This is a genomic window from Streptomyces sp. CA-111067, from assembly GCF_050956065.1.
In the GTDB taxonomy this organism is placed as follows: domain Bacteria; phylum Actinomycetota; class Actinomycetes; order Streptomycetales; family Streptomycetaceae; genus Actinacidiphila.
On sequence record NZ_CP192103.1, the window covers coordinates 3,032,331 to 3,053,020 of the forward strand.

The window sequence follows — 20,690 nt, forward strand, 5'->3', positions numbered from 1 at the left end:
AAGCCGTGACTTCCGTTATCGATCAGTGACGTGCGGCTGCTCCGCGACGGCGCAGACCGAAGACCGCGCCACCGCCGATGACCACGAGGGCACCCGCGATACCGGCGATCATCCCGGTGTTGCTACCGCCACCGGTCTCGGCCAGGTCCGACGAGCCACCGGCCGCGGGAGACGGCGCGTTGGTGTCGTCCACGACCGGCGCCGCGGCGCTGGAGGTCGGGGCCGCGGTCGGCGGGGTGGTGGCCGGGGCGGCCGGCGTGGTCGTCGGAGCCTCGGTCGCCGGGGTGGTCGGCGTCGTCACCGGGGGGGAGGTCGGCGGCGGCGTGGTGGGCGGCGTGGCGCACGCCTCGGAGCCCGTGGTCACGTCCTTGTCGCCGACCTTGGCACCCGACGTCTTGACGACCGTCACGGTGTACGTGGTGTTGGGCGTCCAGGCGACCGGGATGCTGACGTTGACACCCTCCTGGGTGCCGACGACGTCGTCCTTGCTGCCGACGACGTTGTCGCCCTGGTGAACGGTGATGTTCACGTGGGTGCCGGAGCCGTCCTTGTCGAGCACGTTGATGGCGCCCTGGCCGGCCGTGCACGAGGCGGTCGGGGTGAACTCAGTGATGCTGCAAGCAAACGCGTTGCCTGCCACGCCGAGCGCGATTGCGGCTGCGGCGGAGGCGACGCCGATGGAACGCACCGCGATTGCGGTGCGGCGGGATATAGACACGTCTTCCCTTCACGGGATCGGAACACAAGCGCGGAATAGGGCACACAGTGGGCAATAGCCGTCCCCCGTACCACTGATGGCATCCACACCTCTACAAGCCCCGCCGCTTGCTTGTCAATTGATCGCAACCGGCGGCTAAACCGCCCCAACTACCCGAAGAGCACCCGGAACAGCACTCAATTGAGCACCCGTCCCGGCGGTTTATTACGGAGTTGAGACGTACGGAACCGTGATGCGCCGGGACGGCGGGCCTCGCGTCGGCTACGGCAGGTTGCGGGACATCACGATGCGCTGGACCTGGTTCGTACCCTCGTAAATCTGAGTAATCTTCGCGTCGCGCATCATCCGCTCCAGCGGGTAGTCCCGCGTGTAGCCGTAGCCGCCGAGGAGTTGGACCGCGTCGGTGGTGATGTCCATGGCCGCGTCGGAGGCGTAGCACTTGGCCGCGGCGCCGAAGAAGGTCAAGTGCTCGTCCTTGCCGCCGCCCTCCGAGACGCGCTCGGACCTGGCCGCGGCGGCGTAGGTGAGCTGGCGGGCCGCTTCGAGCTTCATCGCCATGTCGGCCAGCATGAACTGGATGCCCTGGAACTCGGCGATGGCCTTGCCGAACTGCTTGCGCTCCTGGACGTAGCCCTTGGCGTAGTCGAGCGCGCCCTGGGCGATGCCGATGGCCTGGGCGGCGATGGTGATCCGGGTGTGGTCCAGGGTCTTCATCGCGGTGGCGAAGCCGGTGCCCTCCTCGCCGATCATCCGGCTCGCCGGGATGCGGACGTGGTCGAGGTAGACCTCGCGGGTCGGCGAGCCCTTGATGCCGAGCTTCTTCTCCGGGGCACCGAACGAGACGCCCTCGTCGTCCTTCTCGACCACGAAGGCCGAGATGCCCTTCGAGCGCTTGTCGGGGTCGGTGACCGCCATGACGGTGTAGAACTCCGAGACGCCGGCGTTGGTGATCCAGCGCTTGACCCCGTCGAGTACGTAGAAGTCGCCGTCGCGCACCGCGCGGGTCTTCATGCCGGCCGCGTCGGAGCCGGCGTCGGGCTCGGACAGCGCGTAGGAGAACATGCCCTCCTTGCGGGCCAGCGCGCCCAGGTACGTCGCCTTCAGCTCCTCGGAGCCGGACAGCTGGACGGGCAGCGAGCCGAGCTTGTTGACCGCCGGGATCAGCGAGGAGGACGCGCAGACCCGGGCGACCTCCTCGATCACGATCACGGTGGACAGCGCGTCGGCGCCGGCCCCGTCGTACGCCTCGGGGACGTGGATGGCGTGCAGGTCGTTGGCTTCCAGCGCCTCGCGGGCCTCCTGCGGGAAACGCGCCTGCTCGTCCACCTCGGCGGCGAAGGGGGCGATCTTCGCCTCGGCTAGCGAGCGGACCGCGTCCCGGAGCATGTCGTGCTCCTCGGAGGTCCGGAAAAGGTCGAAGTCGGAGGAACCGGCCACAGAGTCTCACTCCCCGGGTGCTAACTACCGTTAAGTAACCCTACGATCGTAGGCCCGGGCGCCGCTGCGGTATCCCGTCGGCATGCGTGACGTTCATGACTTTCACCTCCCGTTCGGCGCGGGCCGCCCGCCCGCGCCGCCGCCGGGCCGTCAGGACACGTTCTTGCCGAGCTTGTCGACGGTGTTCGTGGCGATGTAGTGCTTCATCGTGTCGTTGCGCAGCGCCTCCCACAGCGCCGACGAGCCGTTGTCGTCGAGCAGCACCACCGACTGCTTCTGGATGGTGTCGAAGCCGGCGACCGGCGCGTTCATGAAGACCATGTCCGAGGAGCGCACGCCGCGCATGTTCCACACCAGGTCGCGCAGGTCGCCGTTGGACAGCTTGTCGTCCACGCTGACCACGTCGGTGAACTGGTCGAGGGTGTGCTTGAGCTTGAGCGGGTTGGCCAGGGTGCCGCCGGAGAGCATCTTGGACAGCACCGCGCGCAGGAAGTTCTGCTGCCGGTGGGTGCGGTCCAGGTCGCCGTTCGGCAGGCCGTAGCGCTCCCGTACGTAGTCCAGGGCGTCGTCGCCGTCCATGTGGTGGGTGCCGGCCGTCCAGACGCCGCCGGGGCCGTTGCGGCGGGAGACCGTCTTGTCCACGGTGATGTCCACGCCGCCGACCGCGTCGGTCAGCTTCTTGAAGCCGCTCCAGTCGATCACCGCGAGGTGGTCGATCTTCACCTTGGTGAGCCGCTGCACGGTGTCGATCAGCAGCGGCGGGCCGCCCCAGGAGAAGGCCGCGTTCAGCTTGGCCTTGCCGTGGCCGGGGACGTTCACCCAGGAGTCGCGGGGCAGCGAGACGACGTAGGCCTGTTTGTGGTCGGCGGGTATGTGCAGCAGCATCATCGTGTCGCTGCGCTGCGCGCCGGGCTTCCACTCCGGGGCCTTGGCGTCCTTGCCGGTGGTCGGCAGGTCGGAGCGGGCGTCCACGCCGACCAGCAGGAAGTTCTCGCTGCCGCCCTTGGAGGGCGCGGGCTGCGCGGCGGCCGGCACGTTCGTCGGGAACGCGTTGGGGATGCGGGAGACCCGGCCGGTGTAGTGCTCGAACGCCAGGTAGCCGCCGCCGACGACCAGCAGGACGCCGGCGCAGAGCAGGGCGAGGGCGGCGTACAGGACCCGGCGGGTACGGCGGCGGCGCCGGGCCGAGCGGTCGGGGGCGGTTCCCGGAGCGTCCGGACCGTCGGGCTCGTCCGGGACCTCGGGGTCGCCGGGAGCGTCGAAGGCTCCGGGGTCGTCGGGGCGGTCAGGGCCGCCGGGCGCGTCCAAGGCGCCGGTACCGCCGGGATTTCGGGGGTCGGTCGGCTCGGGGAGCGCGGCCGGCTCCGGCTGGTCGGCCGGCTCCGGTTGCTGCTCCTCGTCTGCCGGACCGGCCTCCTTGGCCCAGGACGGCCGGCGGGCCGTCGTCTCCTCGGCGGTGTCGGCGACCCCCTCGCCCCTCCCACCGGTTCTGCGCGCGGCTATGCCGTCGTCGTCACTCACAATTGCCCCCACCCCATAGATCTCTGCACGTATTGTGCAGCGCGCGCCCTCCCACCACCACGATTTGGTTCGCCCATTCCACGGCCTATGCTCTGCGCATGCCTCTGAAGCTCACCGTCATCGGCACCGGCTACCTCGGCGCCACCCATGCTGCGGCCATGGCCGAGCTCGGATTCGAGGTCCTCGGGCTCGACATCGAGCCGCGGAAGGTCGAGATGCTCTCCCAGGGCAGGGTGCCGATGTACGAGCCCGGGCTGGAGGAGATGCTCGCCCGGCACGTGGCCGGCCTCGACGGCTCCAGCGGGCGGCTGCGCTTCACCACCTCCTGGGAGGAAATCGCGGAGTTCGGCGACGTGCACTTCGTGTGCGTCAACACCCCGCAGAAGCACGGCGAGTACGCGTGCGACATGAGTTACGTGGACCGGGCGTTCGCGCTGCTGGCCCCGCATCTGCGGCGGCCGGCCCTGGTGGTCGGCAAGTCCACCGTGCCGGTGGGCAGCGCGGCCCGGCTGGCGGCGACGCTCGCGGAGCTGGCGCCGGCCGGGGAGGACGCGGAGCTGGCCTGGAACCCGGAGTTCCTGCGCGAGGGCTTCGCCGTCCAGGACACGCTGCACCCCGACCGGATCGTGGTCGGCGTGACGAGCGAGCACGCCGAGTCACTCCTCCGGGAGGTTTACGCGACACCCCTCTCAGAAGGCACGCCTTTCGTGGTCGCCGACTACCCGACCGCCGAGCTCGTCAAGACCGCGGCCAACGCCTTCCTCGCCACGAAGATCTCCTTCATCAACGCCATGGCGGAGGTCAGCGAGGCGGCCGGCGGCGACGTCGTCAAGCTCGCGGAGGCGATCGGGCACGACGACCGGATCGGCCACAAGTTCCTGCGGGCCGGGATCGGGTTCGGCGGCGGCTGCCTGCCCAAGGACATCCGCGCGTTCATGGCGCGGGCCGGCGAGCTGGGCGCCGACCAGGCGCTGACGTTCCTGCGCGAGGTCGACTCGATCAACATGCGCCGCCGCACGCACATGGTGGAGCTGGCCCGGGACGCGGTCGGCGGCGGGTTCCTCGGCAAGCGGATCGCGGTGCTCGGCGCGAGCTTCAAGCCGGACTCGGACGACGTGCGGGACTCCCCCGCTTTGAACGTCGCCGGTCAGATCCACCTCCAGGGCGGCCAGGTGACCGTCTACGACCCCAAGGGCATGGACAACGCGCGGCGGCTGTTCCCCACGCTCGGTTACGCGCCGACACCGGTGGACGCGGTACGGGGCGCCGACATAGTGCTGCACCTGACGGAGTGGCGCGAGTTCCGGGAGCTCGACCCGGAGGCGCTGGCAGAGGTGACCGGCCGCCGGCTGATCCTGGACGGCCGCAACGCGCTGGATCCCGCGCTGTGGCGCAAGGCAGGCTGGACATTCCGGGCGATGGGCCGCCCGGCCGCGTAGGCGGGGCTGTGGCGTGAGGCGCGCTTTCGGGTAAGGGGCAGGCGTCTTGGTGCGCGGTCCGTACGAGGCCGCGGTCGCGTAAGGGGCAGGCGTCTTGGTGCGCGCCCCCTACAACGCACGCGTTCGATCGGCGCCGGCCCCGTCAACCTGCCTTGTTCTTGCGGTAGGTCCGCATCTTCGCGCGGCTGCCGCACACCGCCATCGTGCACCAGCGGCTGCGGCCGGCCGGGCTGCGGTCGTAGTACACCCAGCGGCAGGTGTCGGAGGCGCACGCCTTCAGCCGCTGCCAGCTGCCGTCGGCCGTCCCCGCCGCGACGGCCGCCGCGATCCGGGCGGTGAGCACGGCGACGCCGGTGAGGCCGTCGGCCGGACGTACCGTCGCCGTGCCCGTCTCGTCCACGGCGAGCCGCAGCGGCCCGCGGGCCAGCAGGCGGGCCAGCGCGGCGACCGCCGCGGGCGCCATGTCCACGCCCGCGTGGGCCTGGCACGCGTCCCGCAGCGCCTCGCGCAGCTCGATCACCTCGGCGAGCCCGCCGTCCCCGAAATCCGCGCCCTCGGTGCCGTCCGGGCCGCCGTGCGCGCGCACCCACGCCGCCAGGTCGGCCGGCGTCAGCAGCTCCTCGCCGGTCTCGCTCTCCAGGTCGACGGTGTTCACCAGGTCCTGGACCAGCCGCAGCGGCTCGGGGGCGGGTTCGCGTACTCCAGGCTGCTGCACCCTTGCCACGTTACCGCTGCCACGCCATGATGAAGTAACGGTTACCGGCTGATGCCCGTATACCGGTAACGTCCTTCCCTGACGTCCCGTGAAAGGAACCCCTGATGATCGGCACGCTGAGCGCGGTGGCCCTCGACTGTCGCGACCCCCGGGCGCTCGCCGCCTTCTACGCCGAACTGGTCGGCGGCACCGTGGAGGCCGAGGACGACACCTGGGTCGACCTCAAGCGCCAGGGCGCCCAGACACTGTCCTTCCAGCTCGCCCCCGACCACCGCGCGCCCAAGTGGCCCGACCCGGCCGCCCCGCAGCAGATCCACCTCGACATCGCCGTCCCGCGCGAGGGCATGGACGACGCCGAGAAGCAGGTGCTCGCGCTGGGCGCGACGCTCCTTGAGGGTGACCTGGACGGCACCCGCAACTGGCGGGTCTTCGCCGACCCGGCCGGGCACCCGTTCTGCCTCTGCGCCTGCTGAACGGCCCTTTCGGTGCCGGGCGCGGGAGTCATCCCGACGCGGTGTCCGTAAAAGCAGCTCGGCGGCTGGCGTAATCTGACGGAATCGCCGTCCGGTGCGGCGGGTCGGATTCGGGGAGTTGGTCAACGTGGCTCAATATCTCGTCGGTTCGCGCGCCAGCAACCTTGCCAAAACCCAAGTACGTGAATATCTGCGGCCGTTGCGTGAACGGTTTCCGGACGTCACGTTCACCCACCGGGTGATTCTGGAGGGCGGCGACCGGGACCGAAAGTCGCCGACCTCCGTCGTGTCGGCCGCCAGCGGCGGTTCGGCGTTCAGCACCGAGCAGGAGGCGGCGCTGTCCCGCGGCGACGTCGACGTGGTCGTGCACTCGATGAAGGACCTGCCCACCGCGAACCCGGCCGGTCTGGTGCTGCTCGCCCCGCCGCCGCGCGAGGACGTGGCCGACGCCCTGTGCGGCTCGACGCTGGCGGGCCTGCGCGAGGGAGCGCGGGTCGGCACGGGTGCGCCGCGCCGCGTCGCCCAACTCCTCGCGGTGCGGCCCGATCTCCGGATGGTCCCGATTCGCGGGAATGTGCCGCCGCGGCTGAAAAAGATCGAAACGGAAGGGCTCGACGCGGTGGTGCTCGCCGTGGCGGGCCTTCGCCGTCTCGGCCTTGACGACGCGATCGGCGAAATCCTGCCACTCGACCTATTCCCGCCGAGCCCGGGACAGGGCGCCCTGGGAATCCAGATCCGCGAGGGCGACAGGGAAATCCGCGAAATCCTTTCCACCGCGGGGGATCTGTCGGCCGACGCGCAGGTCAGGGCGGAACGCGCGTTTCTCGCCGAACTGCACGGCGGGTGCAGCGTTCCGGTGGGTGCTTACGCCGAGTCGCTGCCGGGCGGCCGGCTGCGGCTGTCGGGTCAGGTGACGTCACTGGACGGCACCACGCAGATCTCCGCGACCCGGACGGGTGAGGCCGCGGATCCCGAGTCCCTCGGCCGGGGCCTGGCGGCCGACCTGGTCGCCCAGGGCGCTCACCGGATTCTGGACGCGATCCGTACGGCCGCGCTGGCCGGCTGAGAGGTCGTGGGCCGGCTGGAGGTCGCGGTCAGGGCGCGGGTCGGGCCGAGCGCGCGGTACGCGCCTTGCGGGGCGCGGCGGAGCGGGGCGGCTGGGCCCGCATGTGGTCGCGGACCCGGGTCATGATGTCGCCGAGATGGCGCAGGTCGTCGTCCGCCATGGGGTCGAACAGCAGACCGCGGATCAGCCGGACGTGCCCGGGAAGCACCCGCTCGACGAGGGCGCGGCCGTCGCCGGTGATGGCGACCAGGGTGGCGCGGTCGTCGTCGGGGCTCGGGCCGCGGGTGACCAGCCCCGCCTTCTCCAGCAGGCCGGCCTGGTAGGTCAGGCCGCTGCGGCTGTAGACGACGCCGTCGGCCAGTTCGGTCATGGTCAGCGGACCGTCCAGCTGGCTGAGCCGGGCCAGCAGCTGGAACTGGACGTAGCTGATGCCGCCCTCGGCGCGCAGCTGCTGTTCGACCTGGTGCTGGAGCAGGCTGACGGCTTCCATGAGCACGAAGTAGGCGCCCAGCTGGGCGGGATCGAGCGACGCGACGTCCTCGGGTCCGGGCACGGCACCGGGGCCGGGGGCGGGACGGCTGTCGGTCATCCGCTCACGCTACATGGTGCGAATTCGCAGCAGTGTGATCCTCCTCACCCAGGTTCGGCTTTGCTTCGAAGTCGAAGCAAGTTACGGTGACGTTGTGCTTCGAATTCGAAGCACACAGAACCGCACCTGGAACAGGGGAAGCTCATGAAGGCGATGCGTTACCACTCCTACGGCGACAGCGACGTCCTGGTCTACGAGGAGACGGACCGCCCGGTGGCGGGCGCGGGCCAGGTGGTGCTGAAAGTGGCCGGCGCCGCGTTCAACCCGGTCGACGTGCCGATCCGCGGCGGCGTGCTGAAGGACGTCTTCCCGGTGGCGTTCCCGCACACGCCCAACTACGACGTGTCGGGCGTCGTCACCGAGACGGGTGAGGGCGTGAGCGGCTGGAGCGTCGGCGACGCGGTGGTGGCGTTCCTGCCGATGACCGCACCGGGCGCGGCGGCCGAGTACGCGGTCGCGCCGGCCGAGGCGCTGGTCGCCGCTCCCCTGACCGTCGAACTCGCCGACGCCTCCGCGCTGCCCTCGACCGTGCTGACGGCCTGGCAGTCGCTGTTCGAACTGGCCGGTCTGAAGCCCGGCCAGAGCGTCCTGATCAACGGCGCGGGCGGCGCGGTGGGCGGTTACGCCGTCCAGCTCGCCGCGCAGGCCGGCGCCACCGTGACCGCGACCGCCGGTCCGCGCAGCCACGACCGGGTCCGCTCCTACGGCGCCGACCGGATAGTGGACTACACCGCCACCCCCGTCCTGGAGGCCCTGGCCGGCCGGCGCTTCGACGTGGTCCTGAACCTGGTGCTCAACCTGACTCCGTCAGCCCCGGAAGAGGTCGCCCAGCTGGTGGACGAGCTGGTAGCCGACGGCGGAGTCTTCCTGAGCACCACGACCCCGGTCCCGAAGTCCCCCGCCCGCGCCATCCGGGCGACGGACGTCTTCGTCCGCAGCGACGCGACCCGACTCGCCGACCTGGTCGCCCAGGTGAACGCCGGCACCCTCCAGATCGACGTGACGTCCCGCCGCCCCCTGACCGACCTCCCGTCCATCCACGACGAATGCCTGGCAGGCCGGCTCCCCGGCAAAACCATCGTGATCCCCTGACTCGACGACCGGGCGTATCCGGTCAGCGCAGTGCGGCGCGTACCCGATCGCGGAGGGTCTCGTCGGCGAGCGTGTCCGCGCTGCGCCAGGCCCAGGCGCTCACCTCTTCCTCCTGGAGCTTTACGGGCTGCTCGCCTTCCGCCCGGAACAGGTAGCGGAAGTCGATGTGCTGGTGCGCGTCCTCGTTCTTGGCGGGATTCGCCGGGATGGGGTGCACGTCGATGTGCACCGGGAGCGGGGACACCGGGGAGGGGGTCAGCGTGATCCCCGTTTCCTCGATCAGCTCCCGCAACGCGGCGCCGATGAGGTTCGCGTCCTCTGGCTCGACGTGTCCGCCCGGGGTCAGCCACTTGCCGAGGGCCACGTGGCGGATGAACAGTACGTCTCCGCTGCCGTTCAGCAGGACGGCCCCGGCCGTGACGTGGCCCCGGTATTCCTTGCGGTTCGTCAGGTCCACCCCGTCGTCCAACAGTTCGTGAACGACCGCCAGAGCGGCTTTCTCCTCGGGATGCGCGTCGGTATACCCGGCCAGCGTGGCGCGGATGTGGTCTGCCGTAATGGGCATCGGATCACCTGTTGTAGTAGCTGAGCCAGGTAGCGGCGATGGTCGCGCGGTCGTCTGCGGACACCTCGTGCAAGCCGGGGGTCAGGTCGCCTCGGGCCAGCAGTCTGACGCTCGCCAGGATCTCTCCTTGTACCAGGAAGATGAACGGTCCAACGCTGGCTCCGTGTAGAAAGTTGACGGCGTTGCCATGGTTCATCAGATAGAAGTAGTGACCGGTCGTCTGGTACCGGGTGATGTGCTCGCCCGAATTGGCACGGGTGTAGCCGTCCGGGAGGCCACTCAGCTCTAACTCGTCCTCCGAGCTGGTCACCGTTGCGACGTATGCCCCGTTCTTGAGCAGCGTGAAGTCCTCGCCTCTGAGTGCGAACGCCCCCGTGGAGCACAGCACCAACCCGGCTGCTCCAATCGCCTGATCTCGGTCGCGTGCGACGCCGAAGCCTTGTGACAGCGCCTGCGCACGCCTCACCGGATCGATGTCGTACACCGTGACGTTGATCCCCTTCGCATGCAGAAGGCGTGCGATGCTCGACCCGAGTTTGCCGAAGCCGATCACCAGCGCCGGGCGCCCGTGAAGAATGTCGCCCCGCCCCCGTAGCAGTGCTTCCGTGGAGAACACCACGGACTGCCCGACCAGGAAGTCCTCCGGATCCTTGAGCGGAGAACGGGCGACCGACAGCACCGGGCACGGCAGACTGCCCAACTCGGCATATCGTTTGTGTCCGTTCTCGGTGTCCTCGACCACGCCGAGCAACCGGCCGGAGAAACGGTCGGACAACTCCTGCAAGGACGGAGCGAAGTAGCCTCCCACGTCGACCAGGACGACCGGCTCGCCCGGCGCCCTGGTCTCGAGATAGGCGGTCGCCGCGTCGGGGTTCGCGAACATGTCGCGAGACAGTTCGTCGCACGGGGTGCTCCGCTCGACTTCTCGACGCGCTCCCATATCCACCGACTTGGGCTTGGGAAGCACGGCCCGCAGCTTGGACACCGTGCCCACGGCCCGAACAAACGCGGGACGTTCGGGCAGCAGATGGGTGATCAGCAACGAAGACGGTCGTTCGGGTGGCGTGAACGCCCGCGCGATCTTGCCGAAGTACGTATCGAGTCGCACACGCTCCGACGTTTCCATGAAAGCTCCTCCGATTCTCCGAGGCGAAGGTCTGTGGTACACGGCTGCTACTGCCTCGAAAGCGCGGCGATCTCGGCGTCCAGGTCGACCAGTTGGCAGCCGCGGAGGCGGCGGACGAGGTGGTAGGCGATCATGTAGCGGATATCGGGGTGGTCGTATCCGCAGATGCCGTCCACGAGGCGCTTCCGCGCCGGGTCGCGGGGGTCGTACAAGCAGCCGTACACACCCGCCACGGGATAGTGCTTCACCCGGACCGCCACGAATCCGGTCTTCAGGTGCGGGCACAGGCGGGTGGACTTCCACGCGCACGGCAGGCAGACCGGTGGATGGACCGCCGCCATGTCCTCCGGCCAGCGCGGCCTGTCACCTTGCGCGTCGCCCAAACAGCCAGAGCATTCCGCGCTCGTCGAGGTCGGACGAACGCTCGTGGCGGTCGGAGGATCAGCCTTGAAAGATGCCACGACATCTCCTGTAGAAGAGATTCTCACTGGCACTCATGTACATGAGCAACATGAACCAGAGTGACCTACTCATGTACATGAGTCAAGCAGTAGCGGGGAGTAAATGGCTGCGGCTGACTGCGAGGTGACGACTCGTCAGTCTCCGGCGGGGAAGCGGTAGTCCAGAACGAACTGGTCAGCGGCCATGACGGTGTCGCACACCTCAACCACGCGGCCGTCGTCCGTGACCGCGCTCCGGACCAGGTGGATCACCGGTGACCCCGGGCTGAGAGCAAGAGCGGTGATCTCGGCCTTGCTCGCAAGCCGCGCGCGAACCGTCTCGGTGAACTCCGCCAGGAGGTAACCGTGCTCTTCGAGCCGCGCGTAGATACCGCCACCTCCCGGGTTCTCCGCGAAGATCTCGGGGATGTCCTTGACCACGTCCCATGGAAGGAACGACGTTGCCTCCTCGGTCGGCACGTTGTCCCGGAAGTACCGCCGCTTGCGAGCCAGGACCTGCGCTCCCCTCGGAACGCCAAGCCGGTCGGCGATGTCTTCGGAGGCGTCGGCCGGCCCGACGAAGAGGACGTTGACGGAGGGCTCTCCGCCCGACTGCTCGGCCTCAGCCAGAAATGCGGCCTTGCCTGCCTTACGGTGCGCGCGGCGGAAGCGGTCCGAGGACTTACGCTGCACAGGCGGACGGGAACGTACGAATGAGCCGCGGCCATGGTGCGTCTCGATCAATTGCCTCGTACGAAGCTCCGCGACCGCCTTGCGCACCGTACCGGACGCGACCTTGTACCGGTCCATGAGTTCGGTCTCACTCGGCACCGCGTCACCGGGTGCGAGCGCGCCGGATCGGATCTGTGCCGCCAGATCATCGGCGATCTGGAGGTACTTCGCCTTGGCAGATGAGGCCAGGTCACTGGTCGCCATAGTCCTTCACTGTCTCCTATTCTCCTGTGCATGAGTAACAGCACCTCCCGAGACACGTCAACGCCGCAGCACTCCGTTTCCGTCGCCGGGGTGGTCGTCCGGGAGGACGGGCGTGTGCTGGTGATTCGGCGGGCGGACAACGGGGACTGGGAGCCGCCCGGTGGGGTGTTGGAGCGGGGGGAGACGGTTGAGGAGGGGGTGCGGCGGGAGGTTTTTGAGGAGACCGGGGTCGAGGTTCGGGTGGGGGCGCTCACCGGGGTCTACAAGAACATGGCGCTCGGGGTCGTCGCCCTCGTCTTTCGCTGCACGCCGGAGGGCGGATACGCGCGGACGTCTGACGAAGCTGCTGCCGTCGAGTGGGTGGCGGCCGACAAGGCCGCCGACAGTATGGGTGAGGTCTACGGCGTGCGGGTCAAGGATGCCCTGCGCGACGGCGGCCCCTGCGTGCGGGCTCATGACGGGCGGGTGCTGCTTCCTTCGGAGGATGTGGCCCGATCTTGAGGGAGGGTGGCCCTCGGGGGGCTGCCCGGGCGGGGGCTCGGGCGGGAGGGTGGAGGGGAGACGGTCGGGGCGAGTTGAGGTGGGGGCGTTCATGGCGGGACGGATGATGCGGGCTGTCAGTCCGCGGTCCTGGGGTGGGGCTGATGTGCTCGGGGTGATCGAGACGCCGCGGCCTGGAGCGGGGGCCACGGAGGTACTCGTGCGGGTGCGGGCTGCCGGGGTCAATCCGGCGGACTGGAAGGCGCGGGCGCACGGGGGGCTGGGGCTTTGGGGGGATCCGGTCATCCTGGGGTATGAGGTGTCCGGGGTGGTGGCGGCGGTCGGGCTCGGCGTGACGCACCTCCGGGTGGGGGACGAGGTGTTCGGGATGCCGCGGTTCCCGCACCAGGCGGGCGGCTACGCGGAGTATGTGGCCGCGCCCGCCCGGCAGTTCGTACGGAAGCCCGCGCGGATCGACCATGTGCAGGCGGCCGCACTGCCGTTGGGCACGCTGACCGCCTGGCAGGCGCTGACCGAGACCGCGGAACTGCGGCCCGGGCAGCGGGTGTTGGTGCACGGCGCCGCCGGCGGCTTCGGCCATCTGGCCGTGCAGGTCGCCAAGGCGCTCGGCGGGTACGTGATCGGCACCGCCCGCGCGGCCAAGCACGGCTTCGTGCGCGGGCTCGGCGCGGACGAGATGATCGACTACACCCGGGCGGACTTCGCCGACGCGGTCCGGGACGTCGATGTCGTCCTGGACACCATCGGCGGCGACTACGGCACCCGCTCGCTGCGGGTGCTGCGCACCGGCGGCACCCTCGTCACGCTCACCTCACCCGGCGACGTCCCGCCCGCCGAGCAGACCGGGCCCCTCGGCCTCCGCACCGGCTTCACCCTCGTCGAACCGGACTACGCCGGCCTGAAGGCCCTGGTCGACCTGGTGGAGGCGGACCGGCTGCGGGCCGAGATCAGCACCGTCCTGCCGCTCGAACAGGCGGCCACGGCGCACGAACTCGGCGAGACCGGACGCAGCACCGGGAAGATCGTGCTGACCGTCGCGTGAGCGGCCGGGCTCACAGCGTCGCGGCGCGCCTGCGGATCAGCACCGCCTGGGCGGCCAGGCCGAACGCCAGGTAGGGGTAGAGGGACACGTCTCCGATCGAACCCGCTCCGGCCGCGGGGTCGATCCACAGGCCCATGAACAGGTGCGCGACGACCGATGCCACCCACAGCGCCGCGGTCAGCCCCGTGCCCTTGCGGAGCACGTCCTCCTCGCCCTCGGAGGCGCGCCAGACCCGTACGGTGCGGGTCCGGGCCGCGGCGAGGGCGGCTGACACGGCCAGGCTCACCAGCAGCCAGAACACGAGCGAGACGGTCACCGGGCGGGAGTCGGCGGCGGTGACGAAGGCGTAGGCGATCCCGGCGACGCCCAACGCGGCGAGGGCCGCCGGTCCGGCCGTCGAAGCGGCGTTGCGCACCGGGCGCGCGGGCAACTGCCAGTACAGCAGCAGGCAGATGAGCAGCACGACGACGATCGGAACGGGTAGGTGGCCCGAGCTGTTCATCTCAACCCCCGTGCGTGGCACCGCACTTGGCCGCGCGGCACCGCGCCTCCCATTCTGCCAGCCGCCACCCGGCGCGCATCAGGCCGCCAGCCCGCGCCCGCCAGCCGCCGCCCCTCAGCCCGTGAGATCCGTGAACCGCGCCGCCGACGCCGGCCGCTTCGCGCGCAGCGTCCCCGCCACCGCCTGCGCGTCCCGCAGCACCCGCACCGCGTTCCGCCACGTCAGCTTCGCCAGATCCGCGTCCGACCAGCCCCGGGTGAGGAGTTCGGCGATCAGGTTCGGGTAGGAGGCGACGTCGGACAGGTCGGCCGGGGTGAACGCGGTGCCGTCGAAGTCGCCGCCGACGCCCAGGTGGTCGATGCCGGCCACCTCCCGCATGTGGTCCAGGTGGTCGGCGACCGTCGCCGCGGTCGCCTGCGGGCGCGGACGCGCGGCCTCGAAGGCGTGCTGCACGGCCATCCCGGCCGGGGTGGTGTCGAGCCGGTCGAAACCGTTCGCCACCATGTTCGCGTCGGCCTCCAGCGTCCACTCGATCGCGGCCGGCAGGATGAACTTCGGCACGAACGTGGCCATCGCCACTCCCCCGTTGGCCGGCAGCAGCGCCAGCATGTCGTCGGGGATGTTGCGGACGTGGTCGCAGACCGCGCGCGAGGAGGAGTGCGAGAAGAGCACGGGGGCCTCGCTGACCCGCAGCGCGTCCCGCATCGTGTCGGCCGAGACGTGCGAGAGGTCCACCAGCATGCCCAGCCGGTTCATCTCCCGTACGACCTGCTCGCCGAACGCGGTGAGCCCGCCGTGCGCCGGGGTGTCGGTGGCGGAGTCGGCCCACGGGGTGTTGTCGTTGTGGGTGAGCGTCATGTAGCGCACGCCCAGCGCGTACAGGTCGCGCAGCACGCCCAGCGAGCAGTCGATGGAGTGGCCGCCCTCCGCGCCCATCAGGGACGCGATCCGGCCCTCGGCGCGGGCCGCCTCCATGTCGTCGGCGGTCAGCGCGAGCCGCAGATCGGCCGGGTAGCGCTCGGCCATCCGGTGCACGACGTCGATCTGTTCGAGGGTCGCGGTGACGGCCGCGGCGCCGGTCAGCGACACCGGAACGTAGACCGACCAGAACTGCGCCCCGACGCCGCCGGCCCGCAGCCGCGGGATGTCGGTGTGGGTGCGGGAGCGCTGGTCCTCGGCGATGTCGAGCCGGTCCAGGTCGTAGCCGACCTGCTCGCGCAGCGCCCACGGCAGGTCGTTGTGCCCGTCCACCACGGGGTGGGCGGCGAGCAGTTCACGGGCGCGGGCGGCGGGCGAGGACGTCAACAGGGTCTCCGTTGCGGGAAGGGCCGGCACGAAGGCGCCGGCCCCGGAGCGGCCCGACGGGGCCGCCCTCAGTCGCCGAAGCCGAAGCCGGTGGACCCCTCCACCTTCGCACGCAGCCGGCGGCCCTTCTCGGTCGCCTGGTCGTTCAGCGACTGCTGGAACTCGCTCATCCGCGCCGTCAGCTCCGCGTCGAACGCGGCCAGCATCCGGACGGCGAGCAGTCCGGCGTTGCGCGCGCCCGCCACCGAGACGGTGGCGACCGGCACCCCGGCCGGCATCTGCACGATGGACAGCAGCGAATCCATGCCGTCCAGGTACTTCAGCGGCACCGGCACGCCGATCACCGGCAGCGTGGTGACCGAGGCGAGCATGCCCGGCAGGTGCGCGGCGCCGCCGGCGGCGCCGATCAGCACCTTCAGGCCGCGCCCGGCGGCCTGCTCGCCGTAGGCGATCATCTCGCGCGGCATCCGGTGCGCGGACAGCACGTCGACCTCGTAGGGCACGGAGAACTCGTCCAGCGCCTGGGCCGCGGCCTCCATGACCGCCCAGTCGGAGTCGGAGCCCATCGCGATGCCGACCAGCGGGCCGCCCTCGGACCCGTCGCTCCCGGACCCACCGCTGCTCTGCGGACTACTCATCGATCGTTCCTCGCAGGTAGTCGGCCGCGTGGCGGGCGCGCTCGCGCACCTGCGCCAGGTCGTCGCCGTAGGTGTTGACGTGGCCGACCTTGCGGCCCGGCTTCACGTCCTTGCCGTACATGTGGATCTTCAGGCCGGGGTCGCGGGCCATGCAGTGCAGATACGCCGGGTACATGTCGGGGTAGTCGCCGCCGAGCACGTTGGCCATCACCGTCCAGCGGGCCCGCGGGCGCGGGTCGCCGAGCGGCAGGTCGAGCACGGCGCGCAGGTGGTTGGCGAACTGCGAGGTGACCGCGCCGTCCATCGTCCAGTGGCCGCTGTTGTGCGGGCGCATCGCCAGCTCGTTGACCAGGATGCCGGGGGTGCCGTCCGCGCCGCGGGTCTCGAACAGCTCCACGGCGAGGTGGCCGACCACGTCCAGCTCCCGGGCGATGGTCAGCGCCAGCTGCTGGGCCCGCGCGGACAGCTCCTCGGCCAGCTCGGGCGCGGGCGCGATCACGGTGTCGCAGACGCCGTCGACCTGCACGGACTCCACCACCGGGTAGGCGACGGCCTGGCCGTGCGGCGAGCGGACCACGTTGGCGGCCAGCTCGCGGACGAAGTCCACCTTCTCCTCGGCCAGCACGGGCACCTCGGCCCGGAACGGCTCGGCGGCCTCCGCCTCCGACCGGACGATCCACACGCCCTTGCCGTCGTAGCCGCCGCGCGCGGTCTTCAGCACCACCGGGTAGCCGCCGACGGACTCGGCGAAGGCGGTGACCTCCGCCGGGCCGGCGACGATCCGGTTGCGCGGGCAGGGCGCCCCGATCTCGGCGAGCCGGACCCGCATGGCGGCCTTGTCCTGCGCGTAGAGCAGCGCGGCGGGGCCGGGCCGCACGACGACGCCGTCGGCCTCCAGGGCGCGCAGGTGCTCGGTCGGCACGTGCTCGTGGTCGAACGTGAGGACGTCGCAGCCGGCCGCGAAGGCCCGCAGCACCGCCAGGTCGCGGTAGTCGCCGACAGTGACGTCGGCCACCACCTGGGCCGCGGAATCCTGCGGGGTGTCGCTGAGGATCCTGAACCGGATGCCGAGCGGGATGCCCGCCTCGTGGGTCATGCGGGCCAGCTGGCCGCCGCCGACCATGCCGACTACGGGGAATGTCACGTTTTTTCCTGCCGGAGGTGCGTGGGAACCGGAAGCCCCCTTGTATTGGCCTTTCCAGGGTATCCGGCGTACGAGCACATGAACGACGCCCGACGTCCCGGGCGGCGGCCCCGGCGCTTGGATAGCATGAGGTGGACCAAACGCCCCACCCGAGGGAACGAACCCCGCCCGTCTCACGTCAGACAGAGCAGACCCGGAAGCACTGGCCGGGGCCGGACGGACGATCGCACACCACCCACAGACAGGGCCGAGCAGACACCATGAGCGCACCGCGAGGACTGCAGGGACTCCAAGGACTCCGCGTCCGGCTGCGGCTGGTCTACCGCGAGATCGCGAAGTTCGGGGCCGTGGGTGCGGTGGGCGTCCTGGTCAACATCGGGGTGTTCAACTGGGTGCGGCACAGCACCGACCTGCACACCGTACGGGCGTCGATCGTGGCCACGATGGTCTCGATCGTGTTCAACTACGTGGGCTTTCGGTACTTCACCTACCGGGATCGCGACAAGTCGGCGCGCACCAAGGAGCTGACGCTGTTCCTGCTGTTCAGCGCGGTCGGGTTGGTGATCGAGAACGGCGTGCTGTACACGGCGACGTACGGCTTCGACTGGGACAGCCAGCTGCAGAGCAACGTCTTCAAGTTCCTCGGCATCGGGATCGCCACGCTGTTCCGGTTCTGGTCCTACCGCACCTGGGTGTTCCGGGCGCTGCCGGCCCGCGAGGCCGTGGAGCAGGCGGAGGCGTTCCTGAACGAGGAGCAGCCGAAGGCGGCGGCGGTCAAGCGCCGCAAGGCGATCAGCTGACGATCAGACCGCTGGATACGCCCCCCGCGAGCCCCGCCCTCAGCTGACGACCTTCTCGCGGGGCGGCGGCGGCAGGATCTCCCGGGACAGGAAGAGCGCGAAGACCGGCGGACGCTGCTGGAGCAGTTCCAGCCGCCCGCCGTCCGCCTCCGCCAGGTCGCGGGCCACCGCGAGGCCGAGCCCGGTGGAGTTGCGGCCGCTGACCGTCCGCTCGAAGACCCGCGCGCCGAGGTCCGGCGGCACCCCGGGGCCGTCGTCGGTCACCTCCACCACCGCCTGGTTGCCGGTGACCCGGGTCCGCAGGCCCACCGTGCCGGCCCCGTGCATCAGCGCGTTCTCGATCAGCGTGGCGAGCACCTGCGCCACCGCGCCGGGCGTGCCCACCGCGCGCAGCGCCGGGGTGCCGGTGCGGACGATGGCCCGGCCCTCGTTCTGGTAGGCCGGCCGCCACTCCTCCACCTGCTGCTTGATCACCTCGTCGAGGTCGAAGTCCACCGCGGAGCCGGACCGGGGGTCGCGCGCGTTGGTGAGCAGCCGCTGCACCACATCGGTGAGCCGCTCGACCTGGCCGAGCGCGATGGTCGCCTCCTCCTTGACCGCGTCCTCGTCGTCGGCGGTGGCGACGATCTCCTCAAGCCGCATCGACAGCGCCGTCAGCGGGGTGCGCAGCTGGTGCGAGGCGTCGGCGGCCAGCCGGCGTTCGGCGGTCAGCATCCGGCCGATCCGGTCGGCGCTGGCGTCCAGCACGTCGGCGATCCGGTCCAGCTCGGGGACGCCGTAGCGGCGGTGCCGGGGGCGCGGGTCGCCGGAGCCGAGGCGTTCGGCGGTGCCCGCCAGGTCGGTGAGCGGGCTGGACAGCCGCCGGGCCTGCAGGACGGCCAGCGCGACGGCCGCCAGGACGGCGAGCAGCGCCACGGCCAGGATCACCAGCAGCGTGCGGCCGATCTCCTGGCTGACCTTGGAGCGGGCCTCCTCGACCTGCACGGACTCGCCGTGGTCGCCGTGCTCGCCGGAGGAGATGACCTTGCCCTTGGGCTTGTCGCCGAGGGTGACCACCGGATGGCCGGGAACGCGCACCACGGCGTAGCGGTCGGCGGAGATCTGCCGGTCAAGGCCCTTCTCGTCCACGCTCTCGCCGGCCAGCAGCCGGTTCTCCACGATGCCGACGAGCCGGACCGCCTCGGACTCCACGCCGTCGCGGGCACTGCTCTCGATCGTCCTGGACTCCACGATCACCAGGGAGAGCCCGAACACGGCGATGACGACCAGCACCACGGCCAGCGTGGAGGTGATCAGGCGGCGGCGCATGGAGGCCGCGGGTCAGTTCTTCTCGAACCGGAACCCGACACCGCGGACGGTGGAGATGTACCGGGGGTTGGCCGCGTCGTCGCCGAGCTTCTTGCGCAGCCAGGAGATGTGCATGTCGAGGGTCTTGGTGGACGACCACCAGGTGGTGTCCCACACCTCGCGCATCAGCTGCTCGCGGGTGACCACCCGGCCCGCGTCCCGTACCAGCACCCGCAGCAGGTCGAACTCCTTGGCGGTGAGCTGGAGTTCCTCCTCGCCCATCCAGGCCCGGTGCGACTCGACGTCGATCCGGACGCCGTGGGTGGCGGGCTGGGCGGGCTCGGTGGTGCCGCGGCGCAGCAGCGCCCGCACCCGGGCCAGCAGTTCGGCCAGCCGGAACGGCTTGGTGACGTAGTCGTCGGCGCCGGCGTCGAGGCCGACGACGGTGTCCACCTCGTCCGCCCTCGCGGTCAGCACCAGCACCGGGAAGGTGTGCCCTTCGGTGCGGATCCGGCGGCAGACGTCAAGGCCGTCCATCCCGGGCAGGCCCAGGTCGAGCACCACCAGGTCGATGGCGCCAAGCAGCGCCGCCTCCAGGGCGGTGGGTCCGTCCTCGCGCACCTCGACCTCGTACCCCTCGCGGCGCAGGGCGCGCGCGAGCGGTTCCGAGATGGATGCGTCGTCCTCGGCGAGAAGTACGCGGGTCATGGGCTTGATGGTAGACCGCAAGCCCATGTAACCGATGTCCCGGTGCGCGGCTCGGTCGCCGGACCGGGCCGCGCGGTTGCCGCGACCGGGCCGCGCGGCGCCGCGACCGGGCCGCGCGGTTGCCGGGCTCAGTCCAGCGACCACGGCCGGGCGGTGGCGCCGAGCCGGTTCCAGGCGTTGATGACGGTGATGGTCCAGATCAGTTCGGCGAGCTCGGTCTCGGTGAAGTGAGCGGCGGCCTCGCCGAAGACGTCGTCGCTGACGCCGCCGTCGGTGAGCCGGGTGGCGGCCTCGGTGAGGGCCAGCGCGGCCCGCTCGCGGGCGGTGAAGAACGGGGTCTCCCGCCACACCGGCAGCGCGTACAGCCTGCGCTCGCTCTCGCCGCCGTCCCTGGCGTCCTTGGAGTGGGTGTCCACGCAGTAGGCGCAGCCGTTGAGCTGCGAGGCGCGGGCCCTGACCAGCTCCAGCAGCGGGGCCTCCAGGCTCACCTTGCGGGATGCGGCGTCCAGGGCGCTCATGGCGCGGTTGATGTGCGGGGCCAGGGTGTCCACGGCGAGGCGGGCGGCGGGGACGACGAGGGCGGCCGCGGTGTCGGCGCTGGTGGTGGTCTCGGTGCTCATGACATCCAACCTACGGCTGGATTGGA

At 70.8% G+C, this 20,690-nt stretch carries 23 protein-coding genes; 7 read left to right on the forward strand and 16 right to left on the reverse strand.

The window, feature by feature from the left end; genetic code table 11:
- Positions 1 to 22 precede the first annotated feature (22 nt).
- The 3 genes from ACQPW6_RS13095 to ACQPW6_RS13105 form a co-directional block, all read right to left on the reverse strand.
- Positions 23 to 718, reverse strand: coding sequence for an LAETG motif-containing sortase-dependent surface protein (locus ACQPW6_RS13095; RefSeq protein ID WP_433889764.1), 696 nt, complete (start codon positions 716 to 718; stop codon positions 23 to 25).
- A 261-nt stretch (positions 719 to 979) separates the two neighbouring features.
- Positions 980 to 2,155: an acyl-CoA dehydrogenase family protein gene (locus ACQPW6_RS13100; RefSeq protein WP_433889765.1), complete on the reverse strand. Its 1,176-nt coding sequence runs from the start codon at positions 2,153 to 2,155 to the stop codon at positions 980 to 982.
- A gap of 150 nt (positions 2,156 to 2,305) precedes the next feature.
- Positions 2,306 to 3,676 (reverse strand): LCP family protein, encoded by a 1,371-nt coding sequence (locus tag ACQPW6_RS13105; protein ID WP_433889766.1) that lies wholly within the window; start codon positions 3,674 to 3,676, stop codon positions 2,306 to 2,308.
- Positions 3,677 to 3,774: 98 nt separating this feature from the next.
- On the opposite strand from ACQPW6_RS13105, the gene ACQPW6_RS13110 reads away from it, so the two are divergent.
- Positions 3,775 to 5,115: a UDP-glucose dehydrogenase family protein gene (locus ACQPW6_RS13110; RefSeq protein ID WP_433889767.1), complete on the forward strand. Its 1,341-nt coding sequence runs from the start codon at positions 3,775 to 3,777 to the stop codon at positions 5,113 to 5,115.
- Positions 5,116 to 5,257: 142 nt separating this feature from the next.
- Here ACQPW6_RS13110 and ACQPW6_RS13115 read toward each other — a convergent pair whose 3' ends face one another.
- Positions 5,258 to 5,830, reverse strand: a complete 573-nt coding sequence (locus tag ACQPW6_RS13115; RefSeq protein WP_433889768.1) for a CGNR zinc finger domain-containing protein — start codon at positions 5,828 to 5,830, stop codon at positions 5,258 to 5,260.
- A gap of 101 nt (positions 5,831 to 5,931) precedes the next feature.
- On the opposite strand from ACQPW6_RS13115, the gene ACQPW6_RS13120 reads away from it, so the two are divergent.
- A complete protein-coding gene (locus ACQPW6_RS13120) occupies positions 5,932 to 6,303 on the forward strand; it encodes a VOC family protein (RefSeq protein ID WP_433894520.1) in 372 nt (123 codons plus the stop codon).
- 127 nt (positions 6,304 to 6,430) lie between these two features.
- The gene (gene hemC, locus ACQPW6_RS13125) at positions 6,431 to 7,369 is read left to right on the forward strand and encodes a hydroxymethylbilane synthase (RefSeq protein ID WP_433889769.1); all 939 of its coding nucleotides are present in this window, start codon (positions 6,431 to 6,433) and stop codon (positions 7,367 to 7,369) included.
- Between the two features lie 28 nt (positions 7,370 to 7,397).
- Here hemC and ACQPW6_RS13130 read toward each other — a convergent pair whose 3' ends face one another.
- A complete protein-coding gene (locus ACQPW6_RS13130) occupies positions 7,398 to 7,958 on the reverse strand; it encodes a MarR family winged helix-turn-helix transcriptional regulator (RefSeq protein ID WP_433889770.1) in 561 nt (186 codons plus the stop codon).
- 144 nt (positions 7,959 to 8,102) lie between these two features.
- On the opposite strand from ACQPW6_RS13130, the gene ACQPW6_RS13135 reads away from it, so the two are divergent.
- Complete coding sequence (locus ACQPW6_RS13135; protein WP_433889771.1) at positions 8,103 to 9,050, forward strand: NADP-dependent oxidoreductase; 948 nt, start codon at positions 8,103 to 8,105, stop codon at positions 9,048 to 9,050.
- 22 nt (positions 9,051 to 9,072) lie between these two features.
- Here ACQPW6_RS13135 and ACQPW6_RS13140 read toward each other — a convergent pair whose 3' ends face one another.
- The 4 genes from ACQPW6_RS13140 to ACQPW6_RS13155 all read right to left on the reverse strand — a co-directional run bounded on the left by ACQPW6_RS13140 (position 9,073) and on the right by ACQPW6_RS13155 (position 12,117).
- Positions 9,073 to 9,615 carry an NUDIX hydrolase gene (locus ACQPW6_RS13140; RefSeq protein ID WP_433889772.1) on the reverse strand — a complete coding sequence of 181 codons (543 nt, stop codon included), beginning with the start codon at positions 9,613 to 9,615 and terminating at the stop codon, positions 9,073 to 9,075.
- Positions 9,616 to 9,619: 4 nt separating this feature from the next.
- Positions 9,620 to 10,741 (reverse strand): NAD(P)-binding domain-containing protein, encoded by a 1,122-nt coding sequence (locus tag ACQPW6_RS13145; protein ID WP_433889773.1) that lies wholly within the window; start codon positions 10,739 to 10,741, stop codon positions 9,620 to 9,622.
- 47 nt (positions 10,742 to 10,788) lie between these two features.
- The gene (locus ACQPW6_RS13150) at positions 10,789 to 11,124 is read right to left on the reverse strand and encodes a hypothetical protein (RefSeq protein ID WP_433889774.1); all 336 of its coding nucleotides are present in this window, start codon (positions 11,122 to 11,124) and stop codon (positions 10,789 to 10,791) included.
- A gap of 213 nt (positions 11,125 to 11,337) precedes the next feature.
- A complete protein-coding gene (locus ACQPW6_RS13155; protein WP_433889775.1) occupies positions 11,338 to 12,117 on the reverse strand; it encodes a GntR family transcriptional regulator in 780 nt (259 codons plus the stop codon).
- Positions 12,118 to 12,147: 30 nt separating this feature from the next.
- On the opposite strand from ACQPW6_RS13155, the gene ACQPW6_RS13160 reads away from it, so the two are divergent.
- Positions 12,148 to 12,618 carry an NUDIX hydrolase gene (locus ACQPW6_RS13160; protein WP_433889776.1) on the forward strand — a complete coding sequence of 157 codons (471 nt, stop codon included), beginning with the start codon at positions 12,148 to 12,150 and terminating at the stop codon, positions 12,616 to 12,618.
- Positions 12,619 to 12,724: 106 nt separating this feature from the next.
- On the forward strand, positions 12,725 to 13,660 hold the full coding sequence (locus ACQPW6_RS13165; RefSeq protein WP_433894521.1) for an NADP-dependent oxidoreductase: 936 nt from the start codon (positions 12,725 to 12,727) through the stop codon (positions 13,658 to 13,660).
- Positions 13,661 to 13,670: 10 nt separating this feature from the next.
- On the opposite strand, the gene ACQPW6_RS13170 is transcribed toward ACQPW6_RS13165, so the two are convergent.
- The 4 genes from ACQPW6_RS13170 to ACQPW6_RS13185 all read right to left on the reverse strand — a co-directional run bounded on the left by ACQPW6_RS13170 (position 13,671) and on the right by ACQPW6_RS13185 (position 17,249).
- A complete protein-coding gene (locus tag ACQPW6_RS13170) occupies positions 13,671 to 14,162 on the reverse strand; it encodes a hypothetical protein (protein WP_433889777.1) in 492 nt (163 codons plus the stop codon).
- A gap of 114 nt (positions 14,163 to 14,276) precedes the next feature.
- Positions 14,277 to 15,467: a dipeptidase gene (locus tag ACQPW6_RS13175; protein WP_433889778.1), complete on the reverse strand. Its 1,191-nt coding sequence runs from the start codon at positions 15,465 to 15,467 to the stop codon at positions 14,277 to 14,279.
- 68 nt (positions 15,468 to 15,535) lie between these two features.
- Positions 15,536 to 16,105: a 5-(carboxyamino)imidazole ribonucleotide mutase gene (purE, locus tag ACQPW6_RS13180; RefSeq protein WP_433889779.1), complete on the reverse strand. Its 570-nt coding sequence runs from the start codon at positions 16,103 to 16,105 to the stop codon at positions 15,536 to 15,538.
- Positions 16,098 to 17,249 carry a 5-(carboxyamino)imidazole ribonucleotide synthase gene (locus tag ACQPW6_RS13185; RefSeq protein WP_433889780.1) on the reverse strand — a complete coding sequence of 384 codons (1,152 nt, stop codon included), beginning with the start codon at positions 17,247 to 17,249 and terminating at the stop codon, positions 16,098 to 16,100. The genes purE and ACQPW6_RS13185 overlap by 8 nt, the downstream gene beginning before the upstream one ends.
- A gap of 260 nt (positions 17,250 to 17,509) precedes the next feature.
- Here ACQPW6_RS13185 and ACQPW6_RS13190 point away from each other — a divergent pair, with 260 nt between their 5' ends.
- Positions 17,510 to 18,049, forward strand: a complete 540-nt coding sequence (locus ACQPW6_RS13190) for a GtrA family protein (RefSeq protein WP_433889781.1) — start codon at positions 17,510 to 17,512, stop codon at positions 18,047 to 18,049.
- A gap of 39 nt (positions 18,050 to 18,088) precedes the next feature.
- Here the strand turns inward: ACQPW6_RS13190 and ACQPW6_RS13195 are convergent, their stop codons facing one another.
- The 3 genes from ACQPW6_RS13195 to ACQPW6_RS13205 form a co-directional block, all read right to left on the reverse strand.
- Entirely contained in the window at positions 18,089 to 19,357 is a 1,269-nt protein-coding gene (locus ACQPW6_RS13195; protein ID WP_433889782.1) for an ATP-binding protein, read from the reverse strand.
- A 12-nt stretch (positions 19,358 to 19,369) separates the two neighbouring features.
- Positions 19,370 to 20,044 carry a response regulator transcription factor gene (locus ACQPW6_RS13200; protein WP_433889783.1) on the reverse strand — a complete coding sequence of 225 codons (675 nt, stop codon included), beginning with the start codon at positions 20,042 to 20,044 and terminating at the stop codon, positions 19,370 to 19,372.
- A 128-nt stretch (positions 20,045 to 20,172) separates the two neighbouring features.
- Positions 20,173 to 20,664 carry a carboxymuconolactone decarboxylase family protein gene (locus ACQPW6_RS13205; protein WP_433889784.1) on the reverse strand — a complete coding sequence of 164 codons (492 nt, stop codon included), beginning with the start codon at positions 20,662 to 20,664 and terminating at the stop codon, positions 20,173 to 20,175.
- Positions 20,665 to 20,690 lie beyond the last annotated feature (26 nt).